This is a genomic window from Streptomyces capparidis, assembly GCF_054782095.1.
On record NZ_BAAGTD010000040.1, the window covers coordinates 14,417 to 36,970 of the forward strand.

Genomic DNA, 22,554 nt, shown 5'->3' on the forward strand with positions numbered 1-22,554 from the left:
TCACGGCCGGTGATCACGGCTCGGGGCCGGGCCCGCCGTCCCGGCCGAGCCGCGCACGCGTGGGCGCGCGGCTCCCACCGCGTCCGCCGGCGCGCGCCCTGCCGTCGCGCGGCTCAGCGCGCGGCGCGGACGGGTCCGGGGACGCGTTCCGCGTCGCTCGCGGCCTGCTCCGGGGGCCGCGCGGCGCGGAGCTCCTCGATCGCCGCCTCGAAGTCCTCCAAGGACTCGAAGGCCTTGTAGACCGAGGCGAAGCGCAGATAGGCGACCAGGTCCAGCTCCCGCAGGGGCCCGAGTATCGCCAGGCCCACGTCGTGGGCGGGCAGCTCCGCCCGCCCCGTGGCGCGCACCGCCTCCTCGACCCGCTGGCCGAGCTGGGCGAGCGCGTCCTCGGTGACCGGCCGCCCCTGGCACGCCTTGCGCACCCCGGCGATCACCTTGTCCCGGCTGAACGGCTCGGTGACGCCGCTGCGCTTGATCACCATCAGGGTCGCCGTCTCCACGGTGGTGAAGCGGCGGCCGCAGTCGGGGCACTGGCGGCGCCTGCGGATCGCGGCGCCGTCGTCGGTGGTGCGGCTGTCCACGACACGGCTGTCGGGGTGCCGGCAGAAGGGGCAGTGCATCGCTAGTCTCCCTCCTTGCCGCCGACGGCCGGTACGACCTCGGCGATCACGGTCGCCTTCTCCCGGCGCGGTCCATGACGCCGCAGCGGTCCTCACTCCGCGTGAACGGGCAAGGCACGGCTGCGCCTCCCACGACGGGCCCGCAGGCCCTTCCGGGTGGCCACCAGCATAGGCGATTCCGGCGGCCGTGGACCGCACCGATCACAACCTCTTGGGGTGGGTCCGCGTTCACACACTAGATGTGGGGAACGCATATCCCATCGGCGTCGGCGTGTCGCGCTGCCCGCCGAGGGCTCCACAGAGCCTACGGGACCGGGAGGCGCGGCTCGCACGGGGGGAGCAGCCGTCACAGAGCGTTCACATACGGCGACCATGCGCAGGGAGGTAGTCTGCTCGGGGAGCGGCGCGAGGAGCCGCTCCGGCGCGCGCCCGCGGGCGGGAGCGGGCATCGGGAGGGCCGTGGCGAAGGGCCTGGAAGGCCGTCGCGAGGGCCACCGGGATCCGGTGGAACGGAAGGGAGCGGCGTGCACCGCAGCGGCCGCCGGAAGGGGCGACCCATCCGCGGGAAGCGCCCCGGGGAGGCCGCCGCGAAGATCCCGTGAAAGGTGCCCGGGACGCGGGTCGGCGCACCCGCCTCCGAGGGGGCGCGGCATCGGGAACCGGCGCGCGGCCGGGCGGAAGCCCGTCGCGCGTCCGCGCGGAACCCCGAATTATGCAATCGCCCAATACACCCGAAGCCCGGATCCACGCAGGAGCTTTTTGGAAATTCACTCGAACGTGTGTTTGGCGCAACCTTTCGAAACCAACTACCGTTGTCCCAGCGGGAGAACTTCTCGAGAGGGGCCGCCATGACCACCACGGACATCGTCACCATGACCGTTCAGGACAACTCCCCCGACCGCGTGCCCGAACACGGTTCACAGGCACATGACGATCCCGCCAAGCCCGCCCGCGCGCTCCCGGGGCGGCCGCCGGGCATTCGCGCCGACAGCTCCGGGCTCACCGACCGCCAGCGCCGCGTCATCGAGGTCATCCGCGATTCCGTCCAGCGGCGCGGCTACCCGCCGAGCATGCGGGAGATCGGCCAGGCGGTGGGGCTTTCCAGCACCTCCTCCGTGGCGCACCAACTGATGGCACTCGAACGCAAGGGATTCCTGCGGCGCGACCCGCACCGGCCCCGCGCCTACGAGGTCCGCGGCGCCGAGGCCCCGCACACCCAGACCCCGGACACCACGGGCAAGCCCGCCGCCTCCTACGTGCCGCTGGTCGGCCGGATCGCGGCCGGCGGCCCGATCCTCGCCGAGGAGTCCGTCGAGGACGTCTTCCCGCTCCCCCGCCAGCTCGTCGGCGACGGTGACCTGTTCGTGCTCAAGGTCGTCGGCGACTCCATGATCGAGGCGGCCATCTGCGACGGCGACTGGGTGACCGTGCGGCGCCAGCCGGTCGCCGAGAACGGCGACATCGTGGCGGCGATGCTGGACGGCGAGGCCACCGTCAAGCGGTTCAAGCGGGAGGACGGCCACGTCTGGCTGATGCCGCACAACTCCGCGTACCAGCCCATCCCGGGCGACCAGGCGACGATCCTGGGCAAGGTGGTCGCGGTCCTCCGCCGCGTATGAGCCCCATAGGCCCCCTGGGGAGCGCCACGGCGCGCGGACCAGTGGAGGGGAAGGCCAGGGCCGCCCCGGGCGGCGAAGAGCCGGACAGCGCGCACAGACCCGGCGCGCACAGACCCGGCGCTGAGCCGGGCAGCACAGAGCCGGGCAGCGCGAAGCAGGACAGCGCAGAGACGGGCCCCGTGCCGCGCGAAGCGGCCGGGGCCCGTCTCCATGGGTGGACGGCGCGTGGGCGCCGCCCGTCACCTCACGGGGCCGCGCCCACGGTGCGGGCCGCCACCGGCCGCGGGGCGGGCGCCGAGGCGTCGATCGCGGCCAGGGAGCGCCGCACCTGGTTGCGGTCCTCGGTGTACCAGAAGTCCGGCATGGACGAGCGCAGGAACCCGCCGTAGCGGGCCGCGGCCAGCCGCGGGTCGAGCACCGCCACCACGCCCCGGTCGTCCGCGGCCCGGATCAGCCGCCCGGCGCCCTGCGCCATGAGCAGCGCCGCGTGGGTCGCCGACACCGCCATGAACCCGTTCCCGCCGCGCTGCTCCACGTCCTTGGCGCGGGCGCTCATCAGCGGGTCGTCGGGGCGCGGGAAGGGGATCCTGTCCATCACCACCAGTTGGCAGGCCGAGCCCGGCACGTCCACGCCCTGCCACAGCGACAGCGTGCCGAACAGGCAGGTCTCCGGGTCCGTGGCGAACGCGCGGATCAGCTCGCCGAGCGTGTCCTCGCCCTGGAGCAGCACCGGCACCTTCAGCCGCCCGCGCATCTCCTCGGCGGCGGCCTGGGCGCCGCGCATGGAGGAGAACAGCCCCAGGGTGCGCCCCCCGGCGGCCTCGATCAGCTCCGCGAGCTCGTCGAGCATGTCGGCGCGGGCCCCGTCGCGGCCCGGCTGGGACAGGTGCCGGGCGACGTACAGGATGCCCTGCCGGGGGTAGGAGAACGGGGAGCCGACGTCGATCGCCCGCCAGCGCGGCACGACCTCCCCGGCCTCTCCCGGCTCCTCGGCGGCCCCGGCGTCCGCGCCCGCGGCCCCGGCGCCCGGTTCCGCCGGCACCGGGTCCGGCAGCCGGTTCTCCGCCGTCAGCCCCACCGACGCCGCCACCTGCGTGAAGTCCCCGCCGAGCTTGAGCGTCGCCGAGGTGAGCACCACCGACCGCTCCGCGAACAGCTTCTCCCGCAGCAGCCCCGACACGTTCAGCGGCGCGACCCGCAGCGACGCCCCGTACCGGTCGTGCCGCTCGTACCAGACCACGTCGTACTCGGACTCCAGCAGGATCCGCTCCGCCGTGGCGTGCACGCTCTCGATGGACGCCAGGGCCTGCTTGCGCACCGCGTCCTCGTCGGTGACGGACCTGTCGCGGACCTCCCCCAGCGAGGTGATGCACAGCCGGCACGCGTCCCGCAGCGCGGCAAGCACCAGCGCCAGGTCCTCGGGCAGCTCCTCCAGCCGGCCGGGCAGGGCCAGCTCCATGATCCGCTCGAAACCCTCCGAGGCGGTGAGCAGCGCGTCCGCCGCCTTCTCGTTGACGAGCTTCGCGGCGCGCTTGACCGCCCGGTTCACCCCGGGCGGGGTCAGCTCCCCGGTGGCGGCGCCGGTGACCCGGCCGACCAGCTCGTGGGCCTCGTCGACGATCAGCACCTCGTGGCCGGGCAGCACCGGGGCGCCCTCTATGGCGTCGATGGCCAGCAGCGCGTGGTTGGTGACCACGACGTCCGCGAGCTTGGCCCGCTCCCGCGCGGCCTCGGCGAAGCACTCGGCGCCGTAGGCGCACCGGGAGGCGCCCAGGCACTCCCGCGAGGTCACCGACACCTGCGACCAGGCGCGGTCGGACACCCCGGGGGTGAGGTCGTCGCGGTCGCCGGTCTCGGTCTCCTCGGCGTACTCCCGCAGCCGCAGCAGGTCCTTGCCGAGCTTGCTGGTCGGCCCGCCCACGGTCTCCATGGGGTCGAACAGGCCGTCCTCCTCGTCGCTGGGCACGCCCTCGTTCACCCGGTGCAGGCACAGGTAGTTCGACCTGCCCTTGAGCATGGCGAACGCGGGCCGCCTGCGCAGCAGGGGGTGCAGCGCCTCGACGGTGCGCGGCAGGTCCCGCTCGACCAGTTGCCGCTGGAGCGCGAGCGTGGCGGTGGCCACCACCACGCGGTCACCGTGCGCCAGTGCCGGCACCAGGTAGGCCAGGGACTTGCCGGTGCCGGTGCCGGCCTGCACGATCAGGTGCTCGCCCGAGGCGATGGCGTCGGCGACGGCCCCGGCCATGGCGACCTGGCCGGGGCGCTCCACGCCGCCGACCGAGGCGACGGCGGCGTGGAGGAGTTCGGTGAGCGGTGGTTGCGTCATAGCCCGTTCACCCTACGTCCCCGCACCGACATCCCGCGGCGGGTCACCCGGGCTCCGGGGCGTACAGGGGGTTCGGGACGGTGCCGTGCACGGCCGCGTGCGGGCGCTCGGGCCGGTCGCGGTAGCCGTCGAGCAGCAGCCGGTTGCGGTTCAGGCACAGCCGGGCGATGCGCGGGCCGAGCAGTTCGTAGTCGGCGAACCGGTCGGCCAGGGCGGGGAAGCGCCGCTGGTGGGCGGTGATCTCCTCGCGCAACAGCGCCCAGAACGCCCGCTGCGGCAGGTCGGCCTGCTCCTCCAGCAGCGGGGCCAGGTACCGGAAGACGCCCACGAACAGGCCGGAGTGGATGAACTGCGGCAGGAAGTCGGCGGGTTCGCGCAGCAGCACCTCGCCGACCTCGGCGGGCATGGACTCCAGCTCCGGCACGGGCTTCTCGCTGACGTTGACGTCGTCCACGAAGTCCTTCACCGCCAGCCGCGCGGGCACGTCCCGGTCGTCGAACACCACGATCGTGTTCTCTCCGTGCGGGGAGAACACCACGCCGTAGCGGTACAGGAAGCGCAGCAGCGGGGGCAGCAGGGCGTGGAAGAGGCGGCGCGTCCAGTCGGCGGCGGACAGCCCCGAGCGGGTGATCAGCTCGGCGGCGAAGGAGCGCCCTTCGGGGTCGGTGTACAGCAGCGCGGCCAGGGTGCGGGCCCGCTCGCCCGGCTCCAGGTACGCCTCGACGGGCTCGCGCCAGATCGCGCCGAGCAGTTCCCGGTACTGGTAGGGCACGGCCGGTATGGCCTCCAGGACGGGGTGCCGGACGGTGACGGACGCGGTCTCGCCGAGCAGCACCACCCGGCACTCCTCGGCCAGGAACGGGTCGGCGTCGCGCAGCGCGTGCACCCAGGCGGTGACGGCGGGCGCGGCCAGGGTGCGCTCGGTGGGCAGGCCGCGCCACACCAGCGTGTTCAGCACGGACAGGGGCAGCTTGACGGTGCGCAGGCGGGGGCGGCTGACGTTGAGGAAGGTGCGGATGGACTGCTGGGGCAGCCGCAGGTCCGGGTCCTCGGGCAGCGGCACGATCCGGTGGTCGGCGACCTCGGCGGCGAACAGCGGCAGCAGCGTCTCGTCCCACTGCCACGGGTGCACCGGCAGCCACAGGAACCGCTCCGGGTCGCGGCCGGTGGCGGCGACGGCGGAGCGGAACCGCTCGCGGGTGGCGGGCGCGAGCTCCTCCTCGTACAGGCGCCGCTCGGTCAGGCCCGGCACGCCGCGGTACTCGGCGAGGTCCCGGTGGACGGCGAGCCACGGCAGGTGGGTGGGGCGGACGGCCTCCGGCGCCCAGCGGTGCGCGTCGGAGGCGGAGAAGCCGAGCCTGCCCTTGTTGGGCAGGATCCACGGGTGCCCGGTCTGGTGGCCCTCCAGGTCGGCGTAGGCGTAACCGGCCAGGCGGGCGGCGGTGGGGGCCTCGGCGAGCTGCCGGGTGTCGGCGACCAGGGTGGTGGACAGCTCGCGCACCAGGTGGCCCGCGGTGTCGTCGGTGATGCCGAGCGTGGTGCGCGCGTCCAGCAGGAACGTGAGCGGGTCGTGCGCGGGCGCGCCGTCCCTGAGCACGGACGCCGGGTCCACCCGCCAGCTCTCGTAGGCGCCGCGGCGGGCGCGGAAGCGGTACTCGACGCCGGACGCGAGGCGCACGGCGTACCCGCCGTCCCCTGCGGGCTCGGGGGTGATCAGTTCCTCGTAGGCGAACTCGGCGAGCGCCTTGGCCAGCATGCGGCGGCTCGCGGTGCGCCAGTGGTCCGCGGTGAGGTGGGCGGGGCGGAAGAGCGGCGGCACGGGCGCCTCCTCGTCGGGGGTGGGGCGGCGCGGGCTCGGCCGCGCCGGGCTGTGGGGGTGCGGGTCAGGTCGCGTCCAGTCGGTCGCGCAGCGCCCGGTCCCGCACCATCAGGGCGGCCTGCTTGTCGGGCAGCCGGACCTCGGCGCAGAACCGGAACCCGGCACCGAGGAAGGCGGCCACCGACGGCGTGTTGCGCAGGTCCGGCTCGGCGACGACGCGGGCGCAGGCCGGGCGGTGGTCCAGCACCAGGTCGGCGCAGGCCCGCAGCAGGGCCGTGCCCAGGCCCCGGCCGCGGTCGGCGGCGGCGCCGATGAGCAGGTGCAGGCCGGTGTCGTGGGGGCGGGCGGGGTAGTGGCGGGCCAGCGGGTCCAGGTCGGCGCGGTACACCTCCCAGTAGCCGACCGGGACGCCGTCGAGCACGCCGAGGCAGGGCACGCTGCGCCCGTCGCCGTCGAGCTGGGCGGCGACGTGCGCCCGGGTGGTCTCCGGCGGCCCGGCCAGCTCCCAGAAGGGGGCGACGGCCGGGTCGTTCATCCAGCGCGTCAGCAGCGCCAGGTCCCGCCCCAGATCGACGGGCACCAGCTCGAACGGGCCGAACGGCGTCGCCGCCCGCCCCCAGCCGGCGACCCCGTCGAGCAGGTCGGCGCCGCGGTGCGCGCGGGAGCCGCGCGGGGCCGTGCCGATGGCCCGGGGCAGTTCGAGGGTGTCGTCGGTGTCGTCGGCCGCGGTCATCCGGTCCCCTTCCGCCGGCGGTGCGCCGGTTGGCAGGTCACGCCGGTCTCCCGGCGAGCGGGTTGGGCACGGTCACGTAGACGGACTGGGTGTCCACGGGCCCCACGAGTTCGTCCATGCCGTGCAGGCGGGTGAGCAGGTTGGCCTTGCAGCGCAGGGTGGGCCGCTCCAGCAGCAGCGCGGGCAGCGCGGAGCGGCCGGGGGCGAGCTCGGCGAGGAAGCGGCGGAACGCGGCGAGCAGCACCCGCTCGTCCGCGAGCCCCTGGGAGCCGAACGCGCCGATCAGCCCGAGCACGTTGTTGATGCCCAGGTAGTAGGCGAACCGCTCGTCGGCCACCTCGTCCGCGACGAAGGTGTCCGTGTCCGCGCCGATGCCGGGCAGCGCCGCGTCGAGCTCGGCGCGGCGCGAGGCGCGGTAGTAGTAGCCCTGGTTGTCGCGGTACCGGCCGCCGGCGGGCCAGCCGTCGCGGTCCAGCAGCACCAGGGTGTTCTGCTGGTGCGCCTCCAGGGCTATGCCCGCCTCCCCGTCCAGCCACAGCACCGGCCGCACCACGCAGTCCAGGTAGCGCAGGAACCACTCGGTGGCCACCGCTCCCCGCGGCCGGCCGGTCGCCGCGGCGAGACGGGTCACGACGTCGGCCAGGCGCGAGCGCAGGGCGTCGCGCGGCCCGCCCGGCCAGGGGCGGGGGGCGGTCAGGCCCGCCACGCACGCCGCGTCGTCGCCGGGGCCGAACGGGTTGTGCCGGATCACCAGGTCGAAGCCGGGCACGGGCTCGCCGCCGGGGGCGGTGACGGCGAGCCAGGCCGGGTCGCGGACGATGTCGAACCCGGGGTGGGCGGCGCGCCACCGGGCGCCGAGCCCGGTGCGCAGCAGCCGGTGCACCTCCACGCCGCGGCGCAGCTCCTTGGGGAGGTTCTCCCGGCGGGAGTTGGTGATGCGCAGGGCCAGGGAGAGCTTGAGCATGCGGTCCGTGCCGGGGCGGCAGACGGTGCGCACGGAGGAGGTGGGGTACCAGGGGTCGCCCGCCGGGCCGAGGTCGCGCACCAGCCCTCGCTCGATCAGCTCGCGCACCCGCGACTGCCCGCGCAGGTGGGCGGCCTGCCACGGGTGCGCGGGCACCAGGGCGGCGCCGGGCGGCGGGGTGAGCCCGGCCAGTTCGGCGGTGAGCCGCTCGGCGGGGACGGTCCTGCCGCCGCGGGTCCACGCGGAGTCGGCGGCCAGGGCGGAGCGGTCCACGGCGAACCAGTGCAGCGGGAAGCGGCCGCGCAGCTCGGGGGAGCACGCCGCGGCCTCGTCGCCGTCCAGCCCCTCCCGGCTCTTGGGAGTGGGGTGCAGGGGGTGGCCGAGGACGAGGGCCTGCTCGGCGTCGAGGAACGGCGGGGTGCCGGGCTCGGGGGACGGCTCGGCGCGGCGGACGGCGAGGAAGCCGGCGGTGCGGCGCACGGAGTCGGCGACGCGGGCGACCAGGTCCACGCCGTCGCGGCCGAGCGGGGTGTGCCCGGCCGCGTCCCCGGCCGGCGCCGTCCCGCGGGGCGCGCTCTCGCGGGGCGCGCTGTCGCGGGCGGCGGCCTCGCGGGCGAGCAGGGCGGCGAGGGTGACGGCGTCCGCGGGCAGCCCGCCGTCCAGCAGCACCCGGCCGAACCGGTGGTGCCCCACCGGCGACCAGTGGCGGACGGGGGCGCGCAGCGCGGTGCCGCTCGCGGGCAGGGGCAGCACCAGCTCGCCGACCGGGTGCCCGGGGCCGCCGGTCTCCCGCAGCCAGCAGCGCAGCAGGTTCTCCACGGCCGCGGCGTCGGCGGCGGTGAACGGGTCGGGGTGGGTGAGCGGGTCGGGGTCGCTCCCGCCCCCGGCGCCGGTGTCCTGGCGGGGCAGGCTCGGGGTGGTGACGTCGGGCACGGCGTTCATCGTGGGCGCTCCTCAGCGGCCGGCGAGCGCGGGCGGGTCGGCGCGGCGGACGGCCTCGGCGAGCCGGTCGAGCACCGCGTCGGCCTGTTCGTCGGTGATGGTCAGGGGCGGGGCGATGCGGATGACGCGGCGCTCCCGCCCGGCCGGCTCGACCAGCAGGCCGAGCCGCAGGGCCGCGCTCTGCACCGCGGCGGCGCGGCGCCGGTGGTCGAGCTCCAGCCCGAGCAGCAGCCCGCGCCCGCGTACGCCGGTGACGAAGGGGTGGTCGGCGGCGAGCTCCCGCAGGCGCCCGGCTATGCGCTCGCCGACGGCGGCGGCGCGCCCGGCCAGGCCGTGCTCGTGGGCGAAGGTGACTATGGCGGTGCCCGCGGCCAGGGCCAGCCGGTTGCCCTGGACCGGCCTGCGCCCGCGGGTGCGGGCGCCCAGCGCCCCGCGGTGCACGACCACGGACAGCGGCAGGCCGCCGCCGACCGCGTGGGAGAGGATCACCGCGTCGGGCACCACCGCGCTGTGCTGGAACGACCAGAAGGCGCCGGTGCGCCCGACCCCGCCGCGGGTCTCGTCCACCACCAGCGCGGCGCCCTCACGGTGCGTCAGGCGGCGGGCGCGGCGCAGCCACTCGTCCGGAGTGAACGTCACCCCGTCCCGCCGCACCGGCTCCACCAGCAGGCCGGGGCGGCCGGTCGCGGCCCTGGCGAGGCCGAGCGCGGTCTCTGCGGCGTCGGCGGGCCCGGCGCCGCAGAACCGCACCACCGCGTCGCCGGCCAGCTCCTCGGGCAGCGTGGCCAGCACCGCCGAGGTGAACGCCTCCCGGGCGGCGGCGGGCGGCGGCGCCCCGGGGCCGAGGGCGGTGCGCAGGGCCTCGAGCACGACGGGGTGCTGGTGACCCAGCGCCAGGGAGCCGTACAGGCAGTCGAGATAGCGGCGGCCGTCGGAGCCCTCGACGGTCATGCCGCGGGCGCGGACGGGGACGACGGGCAGGGTGGTGGCGGCGTGCTCGCGCACCGGACGCCGTCCCGTACCGATCACTGGTGTCGCGTTCTCGGCCACGAAACCTCCCGGAAAAAAGTAAGGCATACCTTACTTCCACTACGCCGGGCAACCGAACGGATCCGTCGGGTAGCTCGCGCCGCTCCATCCCCTGGGGACCAACGACCGACGCCCCGTCCGATCACGGCCAAACGGTTCCATACTGCCGAAAGATCCTTACCCCGGAACCGGGGACCCGCACGCGGCCGTCCCCACCAGCACCCGGCATAGTGGGATCTTCATTTTTCCCGCTCCGGGAATGGCACTGTCTCAACAGGGGGAACCGACCCGATGTCATCGATACGCCGACTCGCCGCGGCCTGCTGCGCGGTGACCGCGCTGCTCGCGGTGACCGCCTGCGGCCCGGAGGACGACAGCTCCGCTCCGGCCGTGAGCCCTTCCGCGAGCGGGGCCGCGGCCGGAGACGACTTCCAGCTCCCCGACCTGCCCGAAGGACTGCCCACCACCCTGGAGCAGCTCAAGGACTGGAAGTGGGACGACTGGGAGAACTGGGCGCGCGACGCCGCCCAGGAGGCGTTCAAGAACCCCCTGGTGAAGGACCTGTGGGACGCCACCCGCATGCGTGAGGCCGAGCCGCTGGACAAGGAGGTCAAGGGCGGCTTCGCCGACGACGGCCAGGGCACCACCGACCCCGAGCCGGATCCGGTGCAGGCCGAGCGGGTGGAGACGCCCTACACCGACCACGCCGCCCCGCCCGGAAAGATCTTCTTCGACACCCCCGACGGCCCCGCCGTCTGCTCCGGCACCGTGGTGAAGGACCCGGCGCACCCGGGCAAGTCGAACCTGGTGTGGACGGCCGGGCACTGCGTGCACGGCGGCCAGGGCGGCGGCTGGTTCCGCAACATCCAGTTCGTCCCGGCGTACAACAACCAGGGCCAGGACCCGGCGTCCGAGCAGATCAGCGAGCAGGACGCGGCCCCGTACGGCGCCTACTGGGCGGAGTGGGTGCAGACCTCCAGCCAGTGGATCGAGCAGGGCGCCACCAGCGGCGGCGCCGGGGCCTCCTACGACTTCGCGGTGATGAAGGTCGTGCCGGTGAGCGGCGGCGGCAAGTCGCTGGAGGAGACCGTGGGCAACGCGCTCGACGTGTGGTTCGACGCGCCGCGCCCGACGCTGCGGGCCGACGGCGTGTCCGCCTACGGCTACCCGGCCGCTCCCCCGTTCGACGGCCAGGTCATGCACCGCTGCACCGACTCCGCCACCAACCTGACCCTCGACCCGGCCGCCCCGACCATGCTGCGCATCGGCTGCACCATGACCGGCGGCTCCAGCGGCGGCGGCTGGATCACCCGCGGCCCGGACGGCGACCCGGTGCTGGTGAGCAACACCTCGATCGGCCCGGCGGAGAACACCTGGCTGGCCGGTCCCTATCTGGGGCAGTCGGCCCAGGGCGTCTACCAGGCGATCAGCGACAAGTTCGCCGGCCAGTAGGGGCGGCGGCCGAAACGGCGGGCGGCCCGCCGCTCCCCTCGTCCGAGGGGAGCGGCGGGCCGCCCTGTGTCCGGTTCGCGCCCCCGAGGGCTAGCGCTGGGCCGCCACCGTGAACGGGGCCAGCTCGGCGGCCAGCACCTCGTCCACCAGGACCTTCACCCGGGTGCCGTCCCCGGTGTGCTCCTCCAGCAGCAGCTCGCCCTCGGCGTGCAGCCGCGAGACGAGGTCGCCGCGGGTGAACGGCACCAGGGCCTCCACCGTGATCGAGGGCCGCGGCAGCTCGCTGTCGACCAGCGCCCGCAGCTCCTCGATGCCGCGCCCGGTCCGCGCGGAGACCGCCACGGCCCGCCGCTCGGTGCGCAGCAGCCGCCGCAGCACCTCCGGGTCGGCCGCGTCCGCCTTGTTGATCACCACGATCTCGGGCACGTCGGACGCGCCCACGTCGCGGATCACCTCGCGCACGGCGGCGAGCTGCGCCTCGGGGCGCTCGTGCGCGCCGTCCACGACGTGCAGGATCAGGTCGGCGTCGGCGACCTCCTCCATGGTGGAGCGGAACGCCTCCACCAGGTGGTGCGGCAGGTGGCGCACGAAGCCGACGGTGTCGGCGAGGGTGTACGCCCGCCCGCTGGGGGTCTGCGCCCGGCGCACGGTCGGGTCGAGGGTGGCGAACAGCGCGTTCTCCACCAGCACGCCCGCGCCGGTCAGCCGATTCAGCAGCGAGGACTTGCCCGCGTTGGTGTACCCGGCGATGGCCACGGACGGCACCCGGTTGCGCCGGCGCTCCTGGCGCTTGAGGTCCCGGCCGGTCTTCATGGCCGCGATCTCCCGGCGGAGCCTGGCCATCTTCTCGTTGATCCGGCGGCGATCGGTCTCGATCTTCGTCTCACCGGGGCCTCGGGTGGCCATGCCGCCGCCCGAGGAGCCGGAGCCGCCACCGCCCATCTGGCGGGACAGCGACTGACCCCAGCCGCGCAGCCGCGGCAGCATGTACTGCATCTGCGCCAGGGAGACCTGCGCCTTGCCCTCGCGGGACTTGGCGTGCTGGGCGAAGATGTCCAGGATCAGCGCCGTGCGGTCCACGACCTTGACCTTGACGACGTCCTCGAGGTGGATGAGCTGGCCCGGCGTGAGCTCACCGTCGCACACCACGGTGTCGGCGCCGGTGGCCGCGACGATGTCGCGCAGCTCCTGCGCCTTGCCCGAGCCGATGTAGGTGGCCGGGTCCGGCTTGTCGCGGCGCTGGATGACGCCCTCGAGGACCATGGAGCCCGCGGTCTCGGCGAGCGCCGCCAGCTCGGCCAGCGACTCCTCGGCGTCCTCCACCGTGCCGGACGTCCACACCCCGACGAGCACCACACGCTCCAGGCGGAGCTGCCGGTACTCGACCTCGGTGACGTCCTCGAGCTCGGTGGACAGGCCCGCCACCCGGCGCAGCGCGGCGCGCTCGGTGCGGTCGTACTGGTCGCCGTCGCGCTCCTCGGCGTCGGCGTAGGCCAGCTCCTCGTCCATCAGGGCCTCGGCACGAAGGTCCTCCGGGAGCCGCCCACGCCGCCCACCGGCTGCCTCGCCGTCGCCCGTGCTGTGGTGCCGGCTGTTTCCGTGATCGGAGGTCAATGCGTTCCTTCGGCTGAGTGACAGGGACTGCCCGGCCGCTTCGGCCGGAGCGGGACGGACCGCGGCCCGTCAAGGGGTGCAACGCCGCGCCGACCGGGAAGATTCCCGTGGCGCGCCGGGCCGCCGGGGAGGCGGCCCGATGACGATGGTGGCACGCGCGGACGCCCCCGTCACGCCGGTTTCCCGCGCGTCGGGGGATCATTCCCGCCCGGGGCGCCCGGTCAGGGACCGGCGGTGGCGGGCTGCGGGCTGCGCCGGACCCGGTACACGTCGTACACGCCGGGCACGTCCCGCATGGCGCGCATCAGCGCGGGCAGGGTGTCCGGGCCGGGCAGCTCGACGGTGTAGGTGTGCCGCACCCGCAGCTCCCTGGGCGGCTCCACGGCGGCGGAGACGATGGCGACCCCGGCGGCGGCGATGGCCTCGGTGATGTCGGCGAGCAGCCGCGGCCGGCCCAGCGCCTCGGCCTGCACGGTCACCCGAAGCCCCGAGCCGGCGCCGCTCGCCCAGTCCACCTGCACCGGGTCGCGGCCGTCGGCGCGCATGCCCTGCACGGCGGCGCACTCGGTGCGGTGCACGGCGACGGTGCCGCCCCTGGTGACGAACCCGGTCACGGCGTCGGGCGGGACGGGGGTGCAGCAGCGGGCCAGCCGCACCACCGCGTCGGGCCGCCCGCTGACGGCGACGGACGCGGCCGGGGCGCGGTACTCGCCGTGGCCGCCGATCAGGGCCCCGCCCCGGCGCCGCCCGCCCGCGCGGGCGGGCCGCTCCGCGGGGGCCGGGGGCTCCTCGGGGGCGGCGGGGTGGGCCTTCAGCCAGCGGGAGATGGCGATCCTGGCGGCGGGGGTGCGGGCGTGCTCCAGCCAGTCGGGCGAGGGGCCGGAGGACTCGTCGGGCGAGACCAGCACCTGGAGCACGTCCCCGGCGCGCAACACGGTGGCCAGCGCCGTCAGCCTGCCGTTGACGCGGGCGCCGATGCACCGGTGCCCGGTGTCCTCGCCCAGCGCGTAGGCGGCGTCCACGCAGGTGGCGCCGGCGGGCAGGTCCACGGTGCGGCCGTCGGTGGTGAACACGGCGATCTCCCGGTCCTCGGCGAGCTCCTCGCGCAGGGCGGACCAGAAGGTGTCGGTGTCGGGGGTGACGCGCTGCCACTCCAGGAGGCGGGAGAGCCAGCCGGGGCGGGTGGGGTCGGAGCGCTCGGCCTCGCCCTGCTCGCCGGAGTCCCCCGCGCCCTGGTGCGGGTCGCCGAGCGCCACCACGCCGGTCTCGGCCACCCGGTGCATCCGCCGGGTGCGCACCAGCACCTCGGCGATACCGCCGTCGGGCGTGGCCACGGCGGTGTGCAGGGACTGGTACAGGTTGAACTTCGGCGCCGCCACGAAGTCCTTGAACTCGGCGATCACCGGGGTGAAGCAGGTGTGGAGCTCGCCGAGGACCGCGTAGCAGTCGGCGTCCTCCTCCACCACGACCAGCAGCCGGCCGAAGTCGAACGGGCCGAGCTCGTCCGGGCCAACCCCGCGCTTGAGCCGGAACCGGTGCACCGACAGGGCGTGCCGGGCCCGGATGGACACCTCGCCGTCTATGCCGGCGTCGCGCAGCACCCGCCGGACCCGCTCGGCCAGCTCCCGCAGCGGCTGCGGCCCCGCCTCGTACCGCTCGATCAGCTCGCGGGTGGCGGCGTACTCCTCCGGGTGGAGCACGGCGAAGACGATGTCCTCCAGCTCGGACTTGATCACCTGCACCCCGAGCCGCTCGGCGAGCGGGATGAGGACCTCGCGGGTGACCTTGGCGATGCGCAGCCGGCTGGCGGGCTTCATGTGACGGATGGTGCGCATGTTGTGCAGCCGGTCGGCGAGCTTGATCACCATGACCCGGACGTCGTTGCCGGTCGCCACCAGCATCTTGCGGAACGTCTCCGGCTCGGCCGCCGCCCCGTAGTCCACCTTCTCCAGCTTGGTGACGCCGTCCACCAGATAGCGCACCTCGGCGCCGAACTCCTCGCCGACCTGGTCCAGCGTCACGTCGGTGTCCTCCACGGTGTCGTGGAGCAGGGAGGCCACCAGCGTCGTGGTCTCCGCGCCGAGTTCGGCCAGGATCATCGTGACGGCGAGCGGGTGGGTGATGTACGGCTCGCCGCTCTTGCGCATCTGGCCGCTGTGCGAGGACGCGGCCAGCAGATAGGCGCGGCGCAGCGTGTCGAGGTCGGCCCGGGGATGGTGCGCCAGATGGACCTTGACGATGTGTTCGATGGCGTCGGGCACCCGGGGCTGGCGCCCCGAGCCGAGCACGGCCGCGCGGCCGAGTCTGAGCAGGTCCACCCGGCGGGCCCGGCGGCGCGTGCCGGTGGCGCCCGCCCCCGGACGCCCGGCCTTGTGCGGCGGGCCGGTCTCGGGAGGTGGCGCGGTCTCGGGGGGCGGGGCGGCAGAGTCCGGCGCTTGCGCGGGTTTGCGGTCAACGACGCCCATGGGCACCTCCGGCTGCGATCACCGGCGATGGGCGGCCACCGTCGGCGCTTGATGCTACCGACCCCACCACGCGGCGTGAGCCGGCTCCCGCCCGGAGTGAGCGACATCACCCGTTCGAGCTAAGGCGATGGCCACAAGCGGCAAGGGACGGACCAGGCTTGACGGTCCGACAGCGACGGTCCCCGCCGAGGCGGCGGGACGCCCGCGCGGGGTCCGCCGGGCACCGCGCAGGCCACGCGGCACTCCCGGGATGGCCCTGGGGCCTGTCGTCGAATCCCCGCCTGCCCCGCGACGCCTGGCACGCACTCTCGCCGCGCCGGGCGAAAGCCCGAGTACGACCCGGTACGAGGGCTATCGCCCGGCACGCCGAGAGCACGCACCGGACGCCGCGAGGCCGCCCTCCGGGCGACGACGGGGATCCGACGACAGGCCCTAGGCTACGCCGTGCCCCGCGGTGGTCAGCCACCCGGGGGTCACCTCGCCGCGCGCGACGATCACCGCGGGCCCGGTCATCTCCACGCCGCCGTCCACCCGCTCGGTGATCGTCAGCCGGCCGCCGGGTACGTCCACCGTGTAGGTGACGGGGCGTCCGGTCGCGGCGGGGTCGGTGCCGTCCCTGCGGGCGGCGGCCACCATCACCGCGCAGGCGCCCGTGCCGCAGGAGCGGGTCTCGCCCGATCCGCGCTCGTGGACGCGCATGGCGACGTGCCGCGGCCCGCGGTCGGCCACGAACTCCACGTTCACCCCGGCCGGGTACGCCCGGGCGGGGGTGACGGCCGGCGGGGTGTACAGGTCGCCGGCGTGCGCCAGGTCGTCGACGAACACCACCGCGTGCGGGTTGCCCATGTCCACCTTGCGCGCGGGCCAGCGGCGGTCGCCCACCGCGACCTCCACCCCGCCCTCGACCGGGTCGTCCGGGTCGGTCACCACCGGGCGCCCCATGTCCACGGTGATCTCGCCGGGCGAGCCGTCCGGGTGGTCCTTGGCGATGTGCACCCGCCTGACCCCGGCGCGGGTCGCCACGGCCAGGTCGCCCGGGGTGGCGTGCCCGGCCTCCACCAGGTGGCGCGCGAACACCCGCACCCCGTTGCCGCACATCTCCGCGACGCTGCCGTCGGCGTTGCGGTAGTCCATGAACCACTCGGCCGCGTCCGCCATGGCCCGCGCCTCCGGGTGCGCGGCGGAGCGCACCACGCGCAGCAGCCCGTCGCCGCCGATGCCCGCCCTGCGGTCGCACAGCAGGGCCACGTCCTCCGGGGACAGCTCGAGGGCGCCGTCCGGGTCGGGCACGATGACGAAGTCGTTCTGGGTGCCGTGCCCCTTGAGGAAGGGGATGGGGGCGGGGTGCTGGGAGTGCGCGATCACAGGATCAAGGGTACGGGCCTGGCGGCCCGAGCAAGGCGACGGGCCCGGCGGGCCGGGTGCTCAGCGCAGGCGGGCCACGCGCCAGATGGTGAGGACGCCGACGAGCAGGCTCAGGGCCGTGTAGGCCGCGACCCAGCGCCAGTCCGGGCGGCCGCCGGAGCCGCGCGGGGGCAGGCCCGGCCACACGTAGCCGACGCGCCGGGCGACCGTCAGCGCCCACCCGGCGCAGCAGGCGCACAGCAGCAGGCCCAGCATGGCCACCACCGCGCCGCCGTCGCCGAACGCCAGCGGGAAGGCGAACATCAGGGAGCCGATCACCGAGATGCCGCCGATGGGGACGGCCTCCCAGATGCGCATCTTCCGGCGGGGCCGCAGCTCGTTCCCGTCCGGGCCGCCGGCGGCGTCCCCCACCAGGGCGTCCCCCACCAGGGCGTCACCCGGCAGCGGCTGGTCGGGCACCCGGTCGCCGGGCGGGCCCGCGAGGAACAGCCCGTCCGGGCCGGGAACGCCGGGCAGCGGGCCGTACGGGTCGCCGGGGTCGGGTCCGTAGGGGTACGTTCCGCCGAAGGACAGCCCGTCCCCGTCCTCGTGCGGTCTGTCGCGAGGGCCGGCCTCCATCGCCACGCGCCCTCCCGGCTCGACACCCGTAGCTCATCGGGCGGCGGGCCGCAAGGGCCACGTCCGCCGCGATGATGATGACATGTCGGCGACGGTGCGCACCCGTTCCGGAGCGTCCCGTAGCCATCACGTGATCAGGCTGTGACCGCCTGTTCGACCAACCTCAGCGCCCGCTCCCGCACGTCGGGCCCGTCGCCGCCGAGCCAGTGCACCCGGGGGTCCCGGCGGAACCACGAGTCCTGGCGGCGGGCGAAGCGCTTGGTGGCCCGCACGGTCTCGGCGCGCGCCGCGTCCTCGCCGCACTCCCCGGCCAGGTGGGCCAGCACCTGCTGGTAGCCCAGCGCCCGCGAGGCGGTGCGGCCCTCGCGCAGCCCGGCCCGCTCCAGCTCCCGCACCTCGTCGACCAGGCCTGCCTCCCACATGCGGTCCACCCGCGCCGCGATCCGCCGGTCCAGCTCGGGGCGGGGCACGTCCACGCCGATCTGCACCGCGTCGTACACCGAGTCGTGGCCCGGCAGGTTCGCCGTGAACGGGCGGCCGGTGATCTCCACGACCTCCAGCGCCCGCACCAGGCGGCGGCCGTTGCTCGGCAGGATGGCCCTGGCGGCGGCCGGGTCCACGGCGGCGAGCCGGGCGTGCAGGACGCCCGGGCCGCTCACGGCGAGCTCGGCCTCGAGCCGGCCGCGGACCTCGGGGTCGGTGCCGGGGAACTCCAGCGCGTCGATCGCCCCGCGCACGTACAGGCCGGAGCCGCCCACCAGCACCGGGGCGCGGCCCTCCGCGAGCAGCCGGTCGATCACCGCCCGGGCCAGGCGCTGGTACTCGGCCACGGACGCGGTGACGGTGACGTCCCAGACGTCCATCAGGTGGTGCGGGACGCCCTGGCGTTCCTCGGGGGTGAGCTTGGCGGTCCCGATGTCCATGCCCCGGTACAACTGCATGGAGTCGGCGTTGACCACCTCCCCGCCGAGCTCTTGGGCGAGGGCGACGCCCAGGTCGGACTTTCCTGCCGCGGTCGGCCCGACGACCGCGATCACACGAGGGGGGTTGCTGCTCACCCGTCCAGTCTCCCAAACAAGCGCTTGTGCCCAACTGGGGTCGCGGGGGCGGGGCCGGCGGGTGCCGGGGTTTCCGGTGGAGCGCCGTCCGCCGCCGCGATCACGCGGGGAACGGGCGCTCGGCGCCGGTCGCGCGCGACCCGCATTCCGCTGCTTCCGGCGCGTTCGCGGTGCACGCCCGCCGCGGCGGGGTACCCGGCCGGACGAGCCCGCCGCGGAGGGCTCGGCCACAGGGAACACGACCGGACCAGGGAGGCCGGGATGAGCATTCTCGGGAAGATCCGCGACAAGGTCGGACAGCACAGCGAGCAGATCGAGCGGGGCGTGGAGAAGGGCGCCCGGCTGGTGGACGACAAGACCGGGCACCGCTACACGGACCGGATCCGCAGGGGCAGGGACCTGGTGGAGCGGCGGCTCCACGAGGAGCGCCGGGACCGGGGCGCGGGCTAGTCCGGCTCGGGCCGTCCGCGGCGCGGTGGCACGGGGCCCGTCAGCTCCGCGGGGCCCGTCAGCTCCACGGGACGGCTCAGCTCCACAGGGCGACGAGGTACCCGACGCCGTAGGGCGCCTCGTGCCGCAGCAGCCGGCCGCCGAGCCCGGCCCCGCGCGCCGCCCCGGCCAGCACCTGCCACGGGGCGCGCCCGGCGGCCCGCAGCTCGGCGGCGAGCCCGGCGTCGAGCGCGGCCAGGGCGTCCGTGTCGGCCCGGCCCAGGGCGTCCGCGGCCGCGTCGTCGAACGGGACCGCGCGCTCGTCCAGGTAGCCGGGCGCCTTCTCGGTGCGGCAGGCGCTGCCGTCGCCCAGGACCAGCAGCGCGAGCCGCTCCGGGGCGGCGGCCAGGGCCCGGCCCAGCTCCAGGCACCGCGCGGTGTCCTCGGTCTCGGCCACGGCGAGCCCGGAGCAGGGCACCGGGGGCGGGCCGGCGAAGTCCAGCAGCCAGGCGCCCACGGCCAGCGACGGCGGCAGGGGGCGGGGTTCCCCGCCGGGCGCCCCGTCCCCGCCGAGCGCCCCGTCCCCGCCGAGCACGGCGGCGCTGTCCACCCCGAACCCGCGGAAGGACCCGGTGGAGCCCCGCGGGTAGGGCCCCGCCTCCTCCGGCCGGGCCGGCCCGACGACGACGAGCCGGCCGGGCCCGGCGCCGGCCAGGGCCCGCACCGCCTCGGCGCAGGCCGCCCGCAGCGGCGCGAGTTCGGGCGCGGCGCCCGCCGCGACCTCGGGGACGAGCAGCGGCGGGGCCGGGCAGACCGCGGCGGCGACCAGCATGGCGCGGCGGCTCAGTCCCCGCAGGGCCCGCACGCGGGCGCGGGGGCGGCAGCCGGAGCGGGGGCGCCGATCGTGGGCAGGCCGAGCAGGACGCCCTTGGGCTTCGGCGCGGTACGGCTCTCCCACGCGTCCCCGGCGCGGGTGCGGCGGACGGCCTTGACCGGGCCCTCGGCCAGCAGGTGGTGGGGCGCGGCGTAGGTGATCTCCACGGTCGCCATGTCGCCGGGGCGCGGCGCGGCGCCCTCCGGGCGGTCGAAGTGGACCAGGCGGTTGTCGGGCGCGCGGCCGGACAGGCGGGAGGTCTGCCCGTCCTTGCGGCCCTCGCCCTCGGCGACCAGCACCTCGAGGGTGCGGCCGACCTGCCGCTTGTTCTCCGCCCAGGAGATCTCCTCCTGGAGCGCGACGAGCCGCTCGTACCGCTCCTGCACGACCTCCTTGGGCACCTGCCCGTCCATCTCGGCGGCGGGCGTGCCGGGGCGCTTGGAGTACTGGAAGGTGAACGCCTGGGCGAAGCGGGCCTCGCGGACGGCGTGCAGGGTCTGCTCGAAGTCCTCCTCGGTCTCGCCGGGGAAGCCCACGATGATGTCGGTGGAGATGGCGGCGTCCGGCATGGCGGCGCGCACCTTCTCGATGATGCCGAGGTAGCGGTCCTGCCGGTAGGAGCGGCGCATCGCGCGCAGCACCCGGTCGGAGCCGGACTGGAGCGGCATGTGCAACTGGTGCATCACGTTCGGCGTCTGCGCCATGGCGGCGATCACGTCGTCGGTGAAGTCGCGCGGGTGCGGGGAAGTGAAGCGGACCCGCTCCAGGCCCGCCACGTTCCCGCAGGCGCGCAGCAGCTTGGAGAACGCCTCGCGGTCGCCGATGTCGGAGCCGTAGGCGTTGACGTTCTGGCCGAGCAGCGTCACCTCGATGACGCCCTCCGCGACGAGCGCCTCCACCTCGGCGAGGACGTCGCCGGGGCGGCGGTCCTTCTCCTTGCCGCGCAGCGCGGGCACGATGCAGAAGGTGCAGGTGTTGTTGCAGCCCACGGAGATGGCGACCCAGGCGGCGTAGGCGGACTCGCGGCGGGTCGGCAGCGTGGAGGGGAACGTCTCCAGCGACTCCAGGATCTCCACCTGGGCCTCGTCCTGGACCCGGGCGCGCTCCAGCAGCGTCGGCAGGTGGCCGATGTTGTGGGTGCCGAACACCACGTCCACCCAGGGGGCGCGCTTGACGATGGTGTCGCGGTCCTTCTGGGCGAGGCAGCCGCCGACGGCGATCTGCATGCCGGGCCGCCCCGCCTTGACCGGGGCGAGCCGGCCGAGGTTGCCGTACAGGCGGTTGTCGGCGTTCTCCCGCACGGCGCACGTGTTGAACACCACGACGTCGGCGTCGTCGTCCTGGGGCGCGCGCACGTATCCCGCGTCCTCCAGCAGGCCGGAGAGCCGCTCGGAGTCGTGCACGTTCATCTGGCAGCCGTAGGTGCGGACCGCATAAGTTCTGGCACTCATGTCAGTGACAGGGTACGCGCTGCGGCCGGGCCGCAGGACGCCCCTTCGCCGGGCCCCGCGGCCGGCGCCGGCCGCCGTAGGATGCGCCCATGTCACTGGGCGACGGGCGGGGGCGGGGACGGTCCCGGGCCGGGGCGCTCGCGCGCTCGGGGCCGGTGCGCTGGGCCCTGCTCGGGCTGGCGGTGGCGGGCCTGCTGGCCTGGTGGCTGGTCCCGTCCGGCGGCTCGCCGTACCCGAGGGGCGAGGTGTCCTTCTCCACCGGCGTCGACACCGGGGTGTACGCGCGCTACGGGGAACTGCTCGAAGGGGACATCGAGGCGGAGCTGCCGGGGGTGCGGGTGCGCCTGGTGGAGAGCCAGGGCTCGGTGGAGAACGTGGCCCGGGTCGCCGCCGGCCGCACCACCTTCACCGTCGCGGCCGCGGACGCCGTCGCCGACTACACCGGACCCGGCCGGGACGGCCTGCGCGCCTGCGCCCGGCTCTACGACGACTACCTGCACCTGGTGGTGCCCGCCACCTCGAGCGTCCGCTCCGCGCGTGACCTCGCGGGCCTGCGGGTGGGGATCGGGCCGCCGTCGTCCGGGGTGCGGCTGATGACCGAGCGGGTGCTGCGCGCGGCGGGCCTGGACCCCGAGCGGGACATCGAGGCCAGGTCGGACGGCATCGACACCGCGCCGGAGCGGCTGAAGGACGGCGCGCTTGACGCGTTCTTCTGGTCCGGCGGCCTGCCCACCGCGAAGCTGGCCGGGCTCACCCGCGAGCTGGAGGTGCGCCTGGTGCCGCTCGGCGGGCTGATGGAGCCGCTGCGCGAGCAGGCGGCCCGCTCGGGCTCGTCCGGGATCTCCCACTACCGCCAGGCCACCATCCCCGGCGACGCCTACCCCGACCTGGTGCCGCGCGGCGAGGCGGTGTCCACCATCTCGGTGCCGAACCTGCTGGTCACCACCGAGCGGGCGGACGCGGCGCTGATGGAACGGATCACCCGCACGGTGATCGCCAACCGCGACGAGATCGGGGAGAAGGTGCACGCGGCGCAACTGGTGGACCTGCGCACCGCGATCTACACCGACCCGCTTCCGCTGCACGCCGGGGCGGAGCGCTACTACCGCTCCGTCAAGCCGTGAGACACCGCGCGTGACGGCACCGGCCGGTGGCTCCGTGTCCTGGGCACCGCTC

At 75.6% G+C, this 22,554-nt stretch carries 17 protein-coding genes; 4 read left to right on the forward strand and 13 right to left on the reverse strand.

What is annotated here, in order from left to right:
* Positions 1-113 precede the first annotated feature (113 nt).
* Positions 114-620: a transcriptional regulator NrdR gene (gene nrdR / locus ACYVO2_RS26950; protein ID WP_461010605.1), complete on the reverse strand. Its 507-nt coding sequence runs from the start codon at positions 618-620 to the stop codon at positions 114-116.
* An 872-nt stretch (positions 621-1,492) separates the two neighbouring features.
* On the opposite strand from nrdR, the gene lexA reads away from it, so the two are divergent.
* Positions 1,493-2,239: a transcriptional repressor LexA gene (lexA, locus tag ACYVO2_RS26955; protein ID WP_461010648.1), complete on the forward strand. Its 747-nt coding sequence runs from the start codon at positions 1,493-1,495 to the stop codon at positions 2,237-2,239.
* Between the two features lie 244 nt (positions 2,240-2,483).
* Here lexA and ACYVO2_RS26960 read toward each other — a convergent pair whose 3' ends face one another.
* The 5 genes from ACYVO2_RS26960 to ACYVO2_RS26980 all read right to left on the reverse strand — a co-directional run bounded on the left by ACYVO2_RS26960 (position 2,484) and on the right by ACYVO2_RS26980 (position 10,073).
* The gene (locus ACYVO2_RS26960) at positions 2,484-4,565 is read right to left on the reverse strand and encodes an ATP-dependent DNA helicase (RefSeq protein WP_461010606.1); all 2,082 of its coding nucleotides are present in this window, start codon (positions 4,563-4,565) and stop codon (positions 2,484-2,486) included.
* Between the two features lie 43 nt (positions 4,566-4,608).
* Positions 4,609-6,321 carry an IucA/IucC family protein gene (locus ACYVO2_RS26965; RefSeq protein WP_461010649.1) on the reverse strand — a complete coding sequence of 571 codons (1,713 nt, stop codon included), beginning with the start codon at positions 6,319-6,321 and terminating at the stop codon, positions 4,609-4,611.
* A 127-nt stretch (positions 6,322-6,448) separates the two neighbouring features.
* Positions 6,449-7,117, reverse strand: a complete 669-nt coding sequence (locus ACYVO2_RS26970; protein ID WP_461010607.1) for a GNAT family N-acetyltransferase — start codon at positions 7,115-7,117, stop codon at positions 6,449-6,451.
* 37 nt (positions 7,118-7,154) lie between these two features.
* Entirely contained in the window at positions 7,155-9,023 is a 1,869-nt protein-coding gene (locus ACYVO2_RS26975; protein ID WP_461010608.1) for an IucA/IucC family protein, read from the reverse strand.
* A 12-nt stretch (positions 9,024-9,035) separates the two neighbouring features.
* The gene (locus ACYVO2_RS26980) at positions 9,036-10,073 is read right to left on the reverse strand and encodes an aminotransferase class III-fold pyridoxal phosphate-dependent enzyme (protein ID WP_461010609.1); all 1,038 of its coding nucleotides are present in this window, start codon (positions 10,071-10,073) and stop codon (positions 9,036-9,038) included.
* Between the two features lie 270 nt (positions 10,074-10,343).
* Between ACYVO2_RS26980 and ACYVO2_RS26985 the strand changes: the two genes are divergently transcribed.
* The gene (locus ACYVO2_RS26985; RefSeq protein WP_461010610.1) at positions 10,344-11,504 is read left to right on the forward strand and encodes a trypsin-like serine peptidase; all 1,161 of its coding nucleotides are present in this window, start codon (positions 10,344-10,346) and stop codon (positions 11,502-11,504) included.
* Between the two features lie 90 nt (positions 11,505-11,594).
* Here the strand turns inward: ACYVO2_RS26985 and hflX are convergent, their stop codons facing one another.
* From hflX to miaA, 5 genes are all read right to left on the reverse strand, one after another.
* Entirely contained in the window at positions 11,595-13,118 is a 1,524-nt protein-coding gene (gene hflX / locus ACYVO2_RS26990) for a GTPase HflX (RefSeq protein ID WP_461010611.1), read from the reverse strand.
* Between the two features lie 221 nt (positions 13,119-13,339).
* Positions 13,340-15,583, reverse strand: a complete 2,244-nt coding sequence (locus ACYVO2_RS26995; RefSeq protein ID WP_461010612.1) for a RelA/SpoT family protein — start codon at positions 15,581-15,583, stop codon at positions 13,340-13,342.
* Positions 15,584-16,015: 432 nt separating this feature from the next.
* On the reverse strand, positions 16,016-16,948 hold the full coding sequence (dapF, locus tag ACYVO2_RS27000) for a diaminopimelate epimerase (RefSeq protein WP_461010613.1): 933 nt from the start codon (positions 16,946-16,948) through the stop codon (positions 16,016-16,018).
* 60 nt (positions 16,949-17,008) lie between these two features.
* Positions 17,009-17,572, reverse strand: a complete 564-nt coding sequence (locus tag ACYVO2_RS27005) for a hypothetical protein (protein WP_461010614.1) — start codon at positions 17,570-17,572, stop codon at positions 17,009-17,011.
* 128 nt (positions 17,573-17,700) lie between these two features.
* The gene (miaA, locus tag ACYVO2_RS27010) at positions 17,701-18,624 is read right to left on the reverse strand and encodes a tRNA (adenosine(37)-N6)-dimethylallyltransferase MiaA (RefSeq protein WP_461010615.1); all 924 of its coding nucleotides are present in this window, start codon (positions 18,622-18,624) and stop codon (positions 17,701-17,703) included.
* 261 nt (positions 18,625-18,885) lie between these two features.
* On the opposite strand from miaA, the gene ACYVO2_RS27015 reads away from it, so the two are divergent.
* Positions 18,886-19,074 carry an antitoxin gene (locus ACYVO2_RS27015; protein WP_461010616.1) on the forward strand — a complete coding sequence of 63 codons (189 nt, stop codon included), beginning with the start codon at positions 18,886-18,888 and terminating at the stop codon, positions 19,072-19,074.
* Positions 19,075-19,150: 76 nt separating this feature from the next.
* On the opposite strand, the gene ACYVO2_RS27020 is transcribed toward ACYVO2_RS27015, so the two are convergent.
* Together ACYVO2_RS27020 and miaB are read right to left on the reverse strand one after the other, a co-directional pair.
* Positions 19,151-19,885, reverse strand: a complete 735-nt coding sequence (locus tag ACYVO2_RS27020) for a class III extradiol dioxygenase subunit B-like domain-containing protein (RefSeq protein ID WP_461010617.1) — start codon at positions 19,883-19,885, stop codon at positions 19,151-19,153.
* An 11-nt stretch (positions 19,886-19,896) separates the two neighbouring features.
* The gene (gene miaB / locus ACYVO2_RS27025; RefSeq protein ID WP_461010618.1) at positions 19,897-21,378 is read right to left on the reverse strand and encodes a tRNA (N6-isopentenyl adenosine(37)-C2)-methylthiotransferase MiaB; all 1,482 of its coding nucleotides are present in this window, start codon (positions 21,376-21,378) and stop codon (positions 19,897-19,899) included.
* Between the two features lie 89 nt (positions 21,379-21,467).
* On the opposite strand from miaB, the gene ACYVO2_RS27030 reads away from it, so the two are divergent.
* Positions 21,468-22,502 carry a TAXI family TRAP transporter solute-binding subunit gene (locus tag ACYVO2_RS27030; RefSeq protein ID WP_461010619.1) on the forward strand — a complete coding sequence of 345 codons (1,035 nt, stop codon included), beginning with the start codon at positions 21,468-21,470 and terminating at the stop codon, positions 22,500-22,502.
* Positions 22,503-22,554: the final 52 nt, after the last annotated feature.